Genomic DNA, 12,497 nt, shown 5'->3' on the forward strand with positions numbered 1-12,497 from the left:
TCGCATGCTCGGACCATCCAGTGATCAGAATCAGCAAGGCGGCGCGCTCGGCGGAGGCTTCCTCCCCGAGGACTACGTCCAACGCAAGGCCGAGGGACGGGCCAACATTATCGGCCTCACGCTGTTCTGCGCGGTCATGGGCACCGTGGTCGCTGCGTTCTTCGTCACCAACCGAAACTGGAAGTCGGTCCACGAAGAGCGCGAGGCAATCGCGGTCCAGTACACCGCTGCCGAACCCGAGATCGAGTTGCTGATCAAGCTGGAAGAACAAAAAGAGCAGATGCTCCAGAAGGCCGAGATCGTGACGGCTCTGATCGAGCCGGTGCCGCGCAGCATCCTCATGGCTGAGTTGGTGACGCGGATGCCCGAGGAGATGACGTTGCTCACGGTGGAGCTCAAGGGCCGACGTGTCGCCGACGCGGCGCCGACCAAGACCGCCGATGCGCAGCAACGTCGCACGAGCGTCCGAGGTCGCCAGGCCGGTTCTCTCGGAGGCACCAAGACCGGCGCCACGGCCGAAGAGGACGAGAAGAAGGTGATCCTGCCGCCGCGGTACGAGTACACGCTCACGCTCACGGGCGTGACGGCAGAGAACGGTGAGATCGCCGACTATCTGGATGGGCTGAAGCTCTCTCCGCTCCTGCGGCGCGTGGAGCTGCACTACGCCGAAAGCCAGAAGATGAAGGACCGGGAACTGCGCAAGTTCCAGATCAGCGCCGAGATCGACCCCAGGGCCGACGCTCGCGGCATCGAGCCGCTCGCTTCCCCCGAGGCCCTGGCGGGCGGAGAGCCGACGCCGACCGAAGAGTCCAACGAGGAAGAGGGCGGCGAGGCGATGGTGATCGAGCCCGACAACGGAGAGGGGCTGTAACATGAAGTTTGGCATTCGAGAGTTCGTGCTCCTTCTGGTGCTGTTCGCGGTCCCCCTTGCCAGCTACTGGTTCGTGTTCCGTCCGCAGAACACGCAGATTGATCGCGCCCGCGAGGAGATCGCTCTGCGACGCGAGAAGCTCGAGAAGCTCCAGCAAGAGAGCGCCCGTCGCGGCACGCTGGAAGCAGCCACCACGCAGATCGCCGAACGCATCGAGGCAATCGAGGCTCGGCTGCCGACCAACAAGGAGCTGTCGGACGTCGTCCGTCAGATCTCCGAACTCGCCAACAAGGCTGGGCTCCAGCAGCCTTCCATCGTGGCCGAGAAGCCCGTCAAGGCGGCCCTGTACATGGAGCAGCCGCTGAAGATCGAGATGACCGGCGACTTCCGGGGCTTCTACAAGTTTCTGCTGGAACTCGAACGGCTGGATCGCATCACGCGGCTCCCGGAGATGACCGTCCGTCGATCGGACAAGGTCGATGGACACATGGTGGCCGAGTTCACCCTGAGCATCTACTTCCAGGATGAGGAGGCCTGATGAGCACCGACCCTTCGATGACGTCCGAGCCAACGGGCGAGGAAGCGAAGATCACCGAGTCCTATTCGGCTGAGACCCGCAGCCGTCTGCCCATCCAGGTCGCGGTCGTCGCGGGCGTCCTCCTGGTCGCCGGCGGGGTGATCTATTGGATGCACCACCGTGGCATCGCGCCGGCCAAGCTGCTCAAGCCGATGGAGATGCGGTACACCATCGAACAGACGCAGGCGCGGCACTACGAGGGAGAGGATCGCATCCTGCGATCGCTGGCCCAAGCCGGGCCGCCGCCGCAGATCCCGCTTGAAGAAATCCAGGAGAATCCCTTCCGCCTGGAGCGGACTCCCGAGACCGAAGACCCCATCATGCCGGTCGAGCGTGCGCCCGTTCGAGACCAGGTGCTCGTGCAGGCCGAGCAGATCCTCGACTCGATGCGCATCGAGATGGTGCTCAACAGTGACACTCGGCCGCTGGCCAAGATCAATGGTCGCGTGTACCAGGTCGGCGAGAAGGTCGACGGCGTCCTCGAGATCGTTTCGATCTCGGGTCGCTCGGTGACCTTCCGCGCCAAGACGCTGATGCGGACCATCGAGATGAAGGGCAACAACTAATCGACTGGCCGGGGATGCGCTTCAGATGAGCAAGTACAACATCGATGACATCCTCAGCGAGTTGACCGACTCGGGCTCTCCCGAGGACAAGGGCAAGCGCAAGGGCAAGGCTGCCCGGCACCGCATCGACGAGTCGGAGCAGGCGTTCAGCCCGCTGCCCTCGATGCCCGCACACCAGGGCGAGGGCGGTCGCGCCTCGGTCGAACATGATCCGGCCGTCAAGCAGAAGCCTCAAGGCGCCCCGAACGCCCGGGTCGGCAAGGCCATCAGCGACGTGTACGCACCGGATGCCAGTTCGGTGGGCGACGAGTACGACACGACCGAACTTGCCCAGTTGCTCATCGACAAGGGCGCCGTGTCGGCCGAGGACATGTCGCAGGCGCAGGCCATCGTCAAGCAGACGCCCGGCCGCCGTTTGGTCGAGGTACTGCTGGAGCGCGGGGCCGATGAAATCGCGGTGCAGCGATGCGTGGCAGAGAATGCCGGGCTCGCATTCGAGCGCATCGATCTGGATGCCGGCCTGGATGGCGGCTTCGATGGCGCGATGTTGCAACGACTTGGCGGCGACTACTGCCGGGACCACCTGGTGCTGCCGCTACGCAGCGAAGGCCAGCGTGCCGTCATCGGAGTCGTACGCCCGGACGACGTGTTCCTGTTCGACGAGCTCCGCGAGATGCTGGGTGTCGTCGGCGTCAAAATCATCGTAGTAACAAGCTTCGACATCAAGGGCGCGCTCGAAGTGGCCGGGTTGGGCGAGCACGAGGAAGAACCCGAGGACGTCGATCTCAGCGAGATCCTCGACCAGGTCGACGAACAAGACGTCCAGGTCGAGAAGAACGACAGCCAGGAAGTCGACCTGGAGCAGAAGGCCGGCGAGAGCCCGGTCATCCGCTACGTGAACTACATCATTCAGCAAGCGATCAAGGATGGGGCCAGCGATATCCACATCGAGCCGGCCGACAAGAAGCTCAAGGTGCGCTTCCGTATCGATGGGGTGCTGTTCGAGGCCATGAACCCGCCGGCGTCGATGTCGGCGGCCATCACCAGCCGCCTGAAGATCATGGCCAACCTGGACATCTCCGAGCGGCGCATTCCCCAGGATGGTCGCATCCGCTGCGTGGTGGCGGGTCGCAAGCTCGATCTGCGTATGTCGACGCTGCCCAATACGTATGGCGAGAAGACCGTCATGCGTATCCTGGACACCAAAAGCATCAACGTGCAGCTCGAGGATCTTGGCTTCAGCGAAGACGCCTTGCAGGTCTGGCGTGGCCTGGTGACGGCGCCGCACGGCATCACGCTGGTGACCGGCCCGACCGGTTCGGGTAAGACAACCACGCTGTACGCTTCGCTGCGAACGCTCGACAAGAACAAGATGAACATCTCGACCGTCGAGGATCCGGTGGAATACCATCTGGACGGCGTCACGCAGACGCAGACGCACGAAAAGATCGGGATGACGTTTGCCAAGGCCCTCAAGGCCCTCTTGCGTCAGGACCCCGACGTCATCATGCTGGGCGAGATCCGCGACATGGAGACCGCCATGACGGCGGTGCAGGCCGCCCTCACGGGCCACCTGGTGCTGAGCACCCTGCACACCAACGATGCGCCATCGAGCATCACGCGCCTGGTCAACATTGGGCTTGAGCCCTTCCTCGTGGGCGCCGCCGTGAATGGCGTGCTGGCCCAGCGCCTGCTCCGCCGCCTGTGCAAGCATTGCAAGGCCGAAGAACGCCCCAGCGAGGAAATGGCCGAATACCTCGAGATGCAGGGCATGGCCGCGGACAAGATCTGGACGGCCAAGGGCTGCGACAAGTGCCGCGGCACGGGGTACTCGGGCCGTGTGGGCATCTACGAGTTGCTTGCGGTCGATGACCGGCTGCGCGACGTGGTCGCTGGCAACCCCAACGTCAGTGAGTTCCGGCGAATGTGCCTGGAACGCGGCATGGTCTCGCTGCGCATGGACGGCATGAACAAGGTCCGCCAGGGCCTTTCGACCGTCCAGGAAGTGCTCCGCGTGACCGACGGAAACCACTGAGGCTCTTCGCCGAACTTGACGCCCGCCACCGGGGCACTATATTTGCATCATGGCGTCAGTATCCAAGCCTCGTAGTCCTGCCTCCCCCCGCCAGGCCGTCCGCCGCAAGGCTGCGGTCGATGGCCTGCTGGACCCCGAACTGTTCAAAGCCCTGGGCGATCCAACCCGCGTTTTGCTGCTCCGCTGCCTGCTCAAGTGCAAGCGTGCCTGTTCGGTCAGCGAAGTCGCCGAATGCTGCGACGTGGACTTCTCCGTGGTCGCCCGGCATCTCTCCCTTCTGGCCCGTGCGGGCGTGCTCGAGGCACGGAAGGAAGGCCGCACGGTGTGGTATACCCCGCGGTGCGAGCGACTGGGCGAGACCTTCCGGGCACTGGCCGACGCCATCGACGACTGCGCCCCCACCACCACCTGCTGCGGCAGCGATTGCTGCAAGGAGGACTAACGTGGCCCGCTACGTACCACCCCGCGTGATGTTCCTGTGCACGGGCAACTCGTGCCGAAGCCAGATGGCCGAAGGCTGGGCCCGGCACCTGCTGGGCGACCGTGTCGAGCCGTGCAGCGCCGGCACGGACCCGCAGGGCCTGAACCCGCTGGCCGTGAAAGCCATGTCCGAGGTCGGCATCGACATATCCGGGTACGAGAGCAAGTCGATCGCCCAGTGTGAGCCCGACACGCTCGACCTGATCATCACGGTGTGCGGCGCTGCGTTCGAGCAGTGTCCCGTCTTCACGGGCGAGACACGCGTGGTCCACCACGGCTTCGACGACCCACCGAAGCTCGCGGCCAATACCGCAAACGAAGAGGACGCCATGCAGCACTACCGCCGCGTGCGCGACGAGATCGGCGAGTACGTCAAGTCGATCCCGAGCCTGTTTCCACGCAAGGACGATCGCGCATGAGCGAACTGGCCTGCGTCCCAACGCCCCGGAAGCGGCTGGGCGTGCTGGATCGATTCCTCACCCTATGGATCTTCATGGCCATGGGGGTCGGCGTGCTCATCGGCCGCTTCGCCGGCGGCGTTCCCGAGGCACTCGACGCGATGACCGTCGGCACCACCAACATCCCCATCGCCATCGGGCTCATCCTCATGATGTACCCGCCGCTCGCGAAGGTCCGCTACGAGAAGCTGCCGGAGGTCTTCAAGGACTGGAAGATACTGGCACTCTCGCTGATTCAGAATTGGGTCGTGGGCCCGACGCTCATGTTCGTGCTTGCAGTGCTGTTTCTGCGAGACCAGCCCGAGTACATGACCGGACTCATCCTCGTCGGCCTGGCCCGGTGCATCGCGATGGTGCTCGTCTGGAACGACCTGGCCCGCGGCAGCAGCGACTACGGGGCTGGGCTCGTCGCGTTCAACAGCATCTTCCAGGTACTTTTCTTCGGCGTGTATGCGTGGATATTCATCACGTTGCTCCCCCCCTTGATCGGGCTTGAGGGCGCCGTCGTGGACGTCTCGATGGCCGAGGTGTTCCAGAGCGTGCTCATCTACCTGGGCATCCCGTTTATTGCCGGCATGCTCACGCGGCTGTTGCTGAGGCCGCTCAAGGGTGAGGCCTGGTATAGCGGCGAATTCGTTCCCCGCATCGCGCCCGTCACCCTCGTAGCGCTGCTGGCGACCATCGTGCTGATGTTCTCTCTCCAGGGCCAACGCATCGTCGAGCTGCCACTGGACATCGTTCGCATCGCAATCCCGCTGACGATCTACTTCGTCGTCATGTTCCTGGTCAGTTTCTTCATGGCCAGGCGCGTCGGGGCCGATTACCCCCGCGCCGCCACGCTGGCGTTCACCGCCAGCGGGAACAACTTCGAGCTCGCCATCGCCGTTGCCATTGCCGTCTTTGGCCTGGGCTCGGGCGTTGCCTTTGCCACCGTCGTCGGCCCGCTGGTCGAGGTCCCCGTACTCATCGGCCTTGTATCGGTCTCGCTCTGGCTCGGCCGGCGCCTGTACTCTCCCGCCACACCCGTTGCCCAAGGAGGCACTCCATGACCACCACCGATCCCAACGCCGCCCGCGAGAACGTCCTGAAGGGCTACACCAAGATTGCTCAGGACGGCCAGTGGTCGGGCGTCCAAGCAAGCGACGCCGGCTGCTGCGGAGGCGGCGGCTGCTGCGGCCCCACGACGCTCACCGCCGACCAGGTCGCCAGCGCTGTCGGCTACGCCCAGGATGACCTTTCGGCCCTGCCACAAGGCGCCAACATGGGCCTGTCGTGCGGCAATCCCACCGCCATCGCCGCGCTGAAGCCCGGCGAAGTGGTCATCGATCTCGGGGCCGGAGGCGGTATGGATTGCTTTCTGGCGGGCCCGCGCGTGGGCGAGACCGGCCGGGTCATCGGCGTCGACATGACGCCCGACATGCTGTCCAAGGCCCGCAAGAACATCGAGGGCTACCGCCGCCAGAGTAATCTGGACAACGTCGAGTTCCGCCTGGGCGAGATCGAGCACCTGCCCATCGCCGACGCCAGCGTCGACGTGGTGCTGAGCAACTGCGTGATCAATCTCTCGGTTGATAAGGCCCAGGTCTGGCGCGAGGTTGCCCGCGTGCTCAGGCCCGGCGGGCGCGTGGCCGTCAGCGACCTGGCGCTGCTCCAACCCCTGCCCGCCGCCATGGTCGCCGACTTGGAGGCCCTCGTGGGCTGCGTCGCCGGAGCCGACCTGATCGACACGATCCGAGCGGACATGGAGGCCGCCGGCCTGACCGACATTGAACTGACCAGCAAGCCTGAATACGTCGAGGCCATGACCACGTGGCAGGATCCGTTGTACAAGAAGATCATCGCGTCGCTGCCCGAGGGCTCAAAGGTCAGCCAGTACGTGACCAGCCTGGACATCGCCGCCCGCAAGCCCTGAAGCGTCGGCTGCCCCCCCGTCCGCCGCGCTAGACTCGCCGCGTGAGGTTCGACACCAGCCAGCACATGCGTCTCGGGCAGCAGATGAAGCTGTCGCCCAGGGTCATCCAGTCAATGGAGATCCTGCAGATGCCCCTGGCCGACCTCGAGCAACGCATCGAGGAAGAGCTCGAGAGCAACATGGCGCTCGAGATCGTCGAGCCGCATGCGGACAAGGCAAAGAGCAAGGACGAAACGGACCGGCCCGACCGCGAGCTCACGATCGAGGACAAGGGCAACGCCGAAGAGGACTTCGCTCGACTCGACAGCTTCCAGGCCGACCAGCCTGACGCGGCGGACAATGCCTTCGACGGTCCGAGCCGCCAGAACCTCGAGCCCGGCTCGTCCAGCCGGGTCTCCGCTGGCGAGCGCGACGGGAAGATGGATGCGATGGCCGCCGCCCCGGCTCGTCAGGCGTCGGTGAGCGAGCAACTCCGTGACCAGTGGGCATTAGCCGAAATGGACGCCGAGCTTCGCGCGATGGGGGGCTATCTCATCTCGTTCATCGACGAAGACGGCTACCTCCGCACGCCGCTCGAGGACATCGCCCAGCAGGCCCCCGAACCGCTGGCCGAACTGGCCGGCGGTCGCGACGAACTGCTCGAACAGTTGCCATGGGTACTCGAGGAAGCCCAGCTCGTGCTCGAGCCCACCGGCGTGGGCGCCCGCGATGCCCGCGAGTGCCTGCTGCTGCAGCTCGATGCCGTCCAGCAGGACCCGGACTTCAACGAGGACGAAGCGACCGACGACGCCATCGAGGCGGCTCGCTGGCTGGTGACCGATCACCTCGATGACCTCATGAACAACCGGCTCCCCAAGATCGCCGAGGCGACAACGCTGACGATGGAGGAAATCAAGACCGGCGTGCAACTTCTGCGGCGACTGAGCCTGGCGCCGGGCAAGCGTCTTGCGCCAGATCGCAGCGAGCCCATCATTCCGGATGCCATCGTCGAGTACGACGAGGACAACGACCGCTACGTGGCGTACCTGAATGATCGCAGCCTGATGAATCTTCGGATCAATCGGGACTATTCAGAAATGGTCCGCACCCGCGAGTTGGATAAGCAGGGGCGGGACTTCGTCCGCAAGAACCTGAGCAACGCCCAGTGGCTCGTGGACGCCATCGGTCAACGACGGGACACGCTGCTCCGCGTGATCCATGCCGTCATCGACGCTCAGCGAGACTTCTTCGATTACGGGCCCGAAAGCCTAAAGCCGCTGCCAATGACGCAAGTGGCCGAGCAACTGGGCATCCACGTCGCAACGGTGTCGCGCGCCGTGGCGGACAAATACCTCCAGACGCCACGGGGCGTCGTGCCCTTGCGACGGTTCTTCACCGGGGGCACGCAGAACGACGCGGGAGACGACGTGAGCTGGGCCGCCATCAAGGCCGCCATGCAGGACGTGGTGGATACCGAAAACAAGGCCAAGCCGCTCAGCGACGAGGCCATCGTCCGCGAGTTGAAGAAGCGCGGCATCGAGATCGCCCGGCGAACCGTCGCCAAGTATCGCGACCAACTCGGCATCCCGGCCGCACGCATCCGAAAGACCTATTAGTCCCGCGTCTGCTTGTCAATCACCAGCCGGATGCGAATGGCGTTGCCGATCACCAGGAAGTCGCTGACGGCCATTGCACCCGCCGCGACCACGGGGCCGTGGTCGCCGAGCAATCCGAAAGCTGCCGCCGGAATCGCGATGGCGTTGTAAAGGAACGCCAGGAACAGGTTCTGGCGAATGCCGCGACGCGTTGACCGGCCGATGCGGACCAGGTCCACGACCGCCAACGGCCTGTCGCCGGGAATGATCACATCGGCGGATTCCAGCGCGACGTTGCTGCCCGCGTCGATGGCCACGCCGATGCCCCCGGCCGACGTCGCGGCCGCCATTGCGGGCGCGTCATTGATGCCGTCTCCCACCATCATGACGGTGTGCCGCGATGCGGCATCGCGTACGCGGTCGACCTTGTCCTGCGGCGAGAGACCTGCATCCACGCGCTCCCGCGAAAGTCCGACGCGATCGGCCAGCTTGTGCGCCGGACCCTCTCGATCACCGGTCAGGATGCGCGGCTCGATGCCGAGGCGATCGAGCTGGCCAACGAACTGATCCGCCCCGGACCGAAGTTCCTCACGAAACTGCACGACGCCTTCCACCGCGCCGTCGACCAGCACCGCCGATGCCGGTCCCTCATCCAGGGACACGTCGTCGAGCACGTGCCCCTCGCGGCGGGCCACGTCGATCGAGACCAGCTTCGTCGGACGACCTTGGATGACCCCCACCATGCCCTGGCCGGGCACTTCTCGGGCGTCCTGCGCAGGCTCGTACGAGATGTCGCGTGCCTCTGCCGCCCGCACGATAGCTTCGGACAACGGATGGCTCGAGCGACATGCGAGCGCTGCGGCCGTACGGATCAGCTCGTCGCTGGTTTCTTCGCGTACCACTGGATGGCCGCTCGTAATCGTGCCGGTCTTGTCCAGCAGGGCGACCCTGGCCACCGCGGCACGTTCGAGGGCGCTCGCCGAGCGCACCAGGATGCCACGCCGGCCAGCCGCGCCCGTTCCGACCATCACAGCCAGCGGCGTGGCCAGTCCGAGCGCGCACGGACACGAGATCACCAGCACCGTGGCCGCCGTGACCACGGCCTTGCTGATGCCCCCACCCGGCACCAAGAGCCACGCCGTAAAGCTCACGGCCGCGATCGTGATCGAGAGCGGCACGAAGATCGATGAGACCTTGTCGGCCAGTCGCTGGACGTCGGCCTTGCTGGCCAGCGCATCGGCAACCAGCGCAACCATCCGCCCGAGCGTGCCGCTGGCGCCATCGGTCGTCGCCCGAACGATGGCTGGCGTCCCCACCGCGACCGAGCCGGCCATGACCTCATCACCCTCTGTCTTTTCGACGGGCACCGACTCGCCGGTCACCGCTGACTCGTCGAGCGAAGCCGGGCCGAGCAAGACACCGTCAACCGGGCAACGCTCTCCCGACCTGACCAGCACCAGATCTCCTGGAAGCACTTCGCCCGCGGGAACGACGACTCCGGTGGCATCCTGCTCGTCGGCCAGCACCACCGCTTCGGTGGGTTGCATCGCCGCCAACTCGCGCAACGCCTTGGTGGTGCCTCGCCTGGCACGCCGTTCCAACCAATGCCCGAGCGAGATCAGTGTCAGCAAGCCCGTCGCTTCGATGAAGTAGGTCGGGCGCTCGCCGCCCCCGGCAAACGTGATGAATGCGTGCGCGAGCGAGAGCGTGTATGCCGACGCACTGCCGAGCGACACGAGCGTGTCCATGTTCGTGGTCTTGCGCCGAGCCGCGGCGATGGCCGAGCGATAAAACGCCGAGCCAATGAATATCTGCGCGATGGTACCGACTGCAAGGGCCACCGCCAGCCCAGGGCCATCGGTCATGTGCAGGCCCAGGCCATGACCGAACCAGTGGGCCAGTTCCATGGGCAGCCACAGCACGACGCCAAGGACCACCCGCCATCGCCATGCGTCGGCTTGCCGCGCGTCATCAGCGCCGAGTCGCTTGGCAAGGTCCGCTGCCGCATCGCCCGACGAGGCCGGAACGGCCTCGAATCCGGCATCGCGTACGCTACGGGCAAGCACCTGCGGGTCGAGCGATTCGCCCTTCACCAGCGCCGAGCCGCCGGCCAGGCTGACCATCGCGCTGCGCACGCCGGGCGTCTTGCTCAGGGCCTTCTCGACCCCGGCGACGCAGCCCGCACAGCTCATGCCATCGACCCGCAGCCGTACGACCGCGTTCTCATTTTCAACAGCTTGGCTCGTCGTTGTCATGGAAGAGGCCTAACCCTGAACTGCCCGATGTTCTTCGAGATGGGCGTGGGAAGAATCGACTCGCAGACGATTTCCCTCCCGGGTCTCGAGCACCAGCCGCCACTGCGAATCGATGTCAACGACCGTTCCGCCGACGAGCTTCGAACCGACCCGAAACTCGCAGTACTCGCCGCGCAAGACGCCCACTTCGCGCCATTTCCGGGCGATCGCCTCCTCGGATGCTTCGAGCCATCGAGAGACTGCCTGCAGGACTGCCACGGCGGTCGCGGGGCGACCGATGGTCACGCCGAGCTCTTCGAGGCTTGCGGCAGGACGGTCTCCAGCGATCGACCATCCCTCGGGAGGTCGGCAGACGTTCAGGCCGACGCCCACGATCGCCAGAGGCAACGCGCCTTCGATCAGTACGCCGGCGAGCTTACGCATGCCGGTCCCGCGCTGGACTACATCATTCGGCCACTTCAGCCCCAGGTCTCGGGCTCCGAGACTCTCGCAGGACTCCAGCACGCCCAAGCCCACGGCAAGCGAGAGGCCGGCGACAGGCAGCGCAGATTCCACGCACATGCTCATCGAGAGCGATGCGCCCTGGCCGTCATCCCACGTCCGGCCCTGCCGTCCTCGCCCGGCCGTCTGCCGCTTACCAATAACGACCAGGCCCGGGCGCCCTTGGGCACGCATCCGCGCTTCGCCCTGCGTGGATGGCGTCTCATCCATCAATGCCAGGCGATCGAAGCGTCCAATCGGCATGCGTAGAGCATGCCATGCCTCTTCGGTCATGCCGGCACGCCCGCATCCAGGCCGATGTCGAGCCACACGGCATGATGGGTGAGCGCACCGATGGCGATGCGATCGACGCCGGTGCGGGCAACGTCGCCCAGGCCCGACAGCTCGATCCCGCCCGAAGCCTCCAGCAGCGGGCGAGCGCCGCGTCCATTGCGCAACTGCACGGCCTTGGCGAGTTCATCGACCGTCATATTGTCCAAGAGGATGATGTCCAGCACGCCATCTTCCAGATCGAGCATTGCTTCGAGCTGTTCGAGCGTGTCGACCTCGACCTCCACGAAGGCCGGCTCGAATCGGTCGCGCGCAGCCGCTGCCACCGAAGCGACTTTCTCCGCGGCCTGCTTTGGCGTCATTCCGACCAGGTGGTTGTCCTTGATCAGCACCGCGTCGTGCAAGCCCATGCGGTGGCTGTGGCCGCCGCCACATCGGACGGCGTACTTCTCCAGTTGCCTCAGGCCAGGTGTGGTCTTTCGCGTGTCCACGATCTTGGATGTCGAATCCCCGACGGCGCGCACGTAGCGAGATGTCTGCGTCGCCACGCCGCTCAGCCGACTGAGGAGATTCAGCAGCGTTCGCTCGGCCGCCAGGATCTCACGTCGCGGCCCGAGCAGCGCCCCGAGGCGCTGGTCCTTCTCAATGGTTTCGCCGTCCTTGGCCAGTTCCCTGAAGAGCGTTGTTGGAGCCAGGACGTCGAGCACGTCGCCTACGGCTTCGAGGCCGCAGATGACGCCAGGCTCGCGAGCGACCACCCAGGCCTCCGAGCGTTCGGATGCCTCGACCATGATCGTGGCCGTCGGGTCCTGGTGATCGGGGCCCAGGTCCTCGTCCCGACAGATCTCCAGGAGTCGGCGGGTCAGGCCCGGGGAAACCAGTTGCTTGTACCAGTCTGCGGCGGCGGTGTTTGTCGCGTTCTCTGTCACGCTCGATCGTATCGCGAACCCGATGCCCGGGCACGGGCTTACACTGGGCGGCGGAGAATCACCGAACGG

Annotated in this window: 12 protein-coding genes; 9 read left to right on the plus strand and 3 right to left on the minus strand. The window is 65.4% G+C overall.

Going from position 1 to position 12,497, the window contains the following annotated elements:
• Nucleotides 1–4 precede the first annotated feature (4 nt).
• Genes RIE32_02380 through rpoN form a run of 9 tightly spaced genes read left to right on the plus strand, consistent with a single transcriptional unit; the run spans nt 5 to nt 8,494 of the window.
• Entirely contained in the window at nt 5–871 is an 867-nt protein-coding gene (locus RIE32_02380; protein ID MEQ9095091.1) for a PilN domain-containing protein, read from the plus strand.
• 1 nt (nt 872) lies between these two features.
• Complete coding sequence (gene pilO / locus RIE32_02385) at nt 873–1,409, plus strand: type 4a pilus biogenesis protein PilO (GenBank protein MEQ9095092.1); 537 nt, start codon at nt 873–875, stop codon at nt 1,407–1,409.
• Complete coding sequence (locus RIE32_02390; GenBank protein ID MEQ9095093.1) at nt 1,409–2,014, plus strand: hypothetical protein; 606 nt, start codon at nt 1,409–1,411, stop codon at nt 2,012–2,014. The genes pilO and RIE32_02390 overlap by 1 nt, the downstream gene beginning before the upstream one ends.
• 25 nt (nt 2,015–2,039) lie before the next feature.
• Complete coding sequence (locus tag RIE32_02395; GenBank protein ID MEQ9095094.1) at nt 2,040–4,049, plus strand: ATPase, T2SS/T4P/T4SS family; 2,010 nt, start codon at nt 2,040–2,042, stop codon at nt 4,047–4,049.
• Nucleotides 4,050–4,098: 49 nt separating this feature from the next.
• Nucleotides 4,099–4,491, plus strand: a complete 393-nt coding sequence (locus RIE32_02400) for a metalloregulator ArsR/SmtB family transcription factor (protein ID MEQ9095095.1) — start codon at nt 4,099–4,101, stop codon at nt 4,489–4,491.
• 28 nt (nt 4,492–4,519) lie between these two features.
• Nucleotides 4,520–4,948 carry an arsenate reductase ArsC gene (locus RIE32_02405; GenBank protein MEQ9095096.1) on the plus strand — a complete coding sequence of 143 codons (429 nt, stop codon included), beginning with the start codon at nt 4,520–4,522 and terminating at the stop codon, nt 4,946–4,948.
• Complete coding sequence (arsB, locus tag RIE32_02410) at nt 4,945–6,036, plus strand: ACR3 family arsenite efflux transporter (GenBank protein ID MEQ9095097.1); 1,092 nt, start codon at nt 4,945–4,947, stop codon at nt 6,034–6,036. Before RIE32_02405 ends, arsB begins: the two co-directional genes overlap by 4 nt.
• A complete protein-coding gene (arsM, locus tag RIE32_02415) occupies nt 6,033–6,899 on the plus strand; it encodes an arsenite methyltransferase (GenBank protein ID MEQ9095098.1) in 867 nt (288 codons plus the stop codon). The genes arsB and arsM overlap by 4 nt, the downstream gene beginning before the upstream one ends.
• Before the next feature lie 41 nt (nt 6,900–6,940).
• Nucleotides 6,941–8,494, plus strand: a complete 1,554-nt coding sequence (gene rpoN / locus RIE32_02420; protein MEQ9095099.1) for an RNA polymerase factor sigma-54 — start codon at nt 6,941–6,943, stop codon at nt 8,492–8,494.
• On the opposite strand, the gene RIE32_02425 is transcribed toward rpoN, so the two are convergent.
• The 3 genes from RIE32_02425 to nadC are packed head-to-tail and all read right to left on the minus strand — an operon-like array spanning nt 8,491 to nt 12,428.
• On the minus strand, nt 8,491–10,728 hold the full coding sequence (locus RIE32_02425) for a cation-translocating P-type ATPase (GenBank protein MEQ9095100.1): 2,238 nt from the start codon (nt 10,726–10,728) through the stop codon (nt 8,491–8,493). The two genes, rpoN and RIE32_02425, sit on opposite strands and share 4 nt — an antisense overlap.
• A gap of 9 nt (nt 10,729–10,737) precedes the next feature.
• Nucleotides 10,738–11,472 carry a biotin--[acetyl-CoA-carboxylase] ligase gene (locus tag RIE32_02430; protein MEQ9095101.1) on the minus strand — a complete coding sequence of 245 codons (735 nt, stop codon included), beginning with the start codon at nt 11,470–11,472 and terminating at the stop codon, nt 10,738–10,740.
• A gap of 26 nt (nt 11,473–11,498) precedes the next feature.
• A complete protein-coding gene (nadC, locus tag RIE32_02435) occupies nt 11,499–12,428 on the minus strand; it encodes a carboxylating nicotinate-nucleotide diphosphorylase (protein ID MEQ9095102.1) in 930 nt (309 codons plus the stop codon).
• Nucleotides 12,429–12,497 lie beyond the last annotated feature (69 nt).

Source organism: Phycisphaerales bacterium (assembly GCA_040221175.1).
Classification (GTDB): domain Bacteria; phylum Planctomycetota; class Phycisphaerae; order Phycisphaerales; family UBA1924; genus JAHCJI01.

What these genes read in the sequence shown, in the direction of transcription:
- RIE32_02380 (MEQ9095091.1), top strand. Translation starts at nt 5, where the DNA reads ATGCTCGGACCATCCAGTGATCAGAATCAGCAAGGCGGCGCGCTCGGC.
- pilO (MEQ9095092.1), top strand. Translation starts at nt 873, where the DNA reads ATGAAGTTTGGCATTCGAGAGTTCGTGCTCCTTCTGGTGCTGTTCGCG.
- RIE32_02390 (MEQ9095093.1), top strand. Translation starts at nt 1,409, where the DNA reads ATGAGCACCGACCCTTCGATGACGTCCGAGCCAACGGGCGAGGAAGCG.
- RIE32_02395 (MEQ9095094.1), top strand. Translation starts at nt 2,040, where the DNA reads ATGAGCAAGTACAACATCGATGACATCCTCAGCGAGTTGACCGACTCG.
- RIE32_02400 (MEQ9095095.1), top strand. Translation starts at nt 4,099, where the DNA reads ATGGCGTCAGTATCCAAGCCTCGTAGTCCTGCCTCCCCCCGCCAGGCC.
- RIE32_02405 (MEQ9095096.1), top strand. Translation starts at nt 4,520, where the DNA reads ATGTTCCTGTGCACGGGCAACTCGTGCCGAAGCCAGATGGCCGAAGGC.
- arsB (MEQ9095097.1), top strand. Translation starts at nt 4,945, where the DNA reads ATGAGCGAACTGGCCTGCGTCCCAACGCCCCGGAAGCGGCTGGGCGTG.
- arsM (MEQ9095098.1), top strand. Translation starts at nt 6,033, where the DNA reads ATGACCACCACCGATCCCAACGCCGCCCGCGAGAACGTCCTGAAGGGC.
- RIE32_02425 (MEQ9095100.1), bottom strand. Translation starts at nt 10,728, where the DNA reads ATGACAACGACGAGCCAAGCTGTTGAAAATGAGAACGCGGTCGTACGG.
- RIE32_02430 (MEQ9095101.1), bottom strand. Translation starts at nt 11,472, where the DNA reads ATGCCGATTGGACGCTTCGATCGCCTGGCATTGATGGATGAGACGCCA.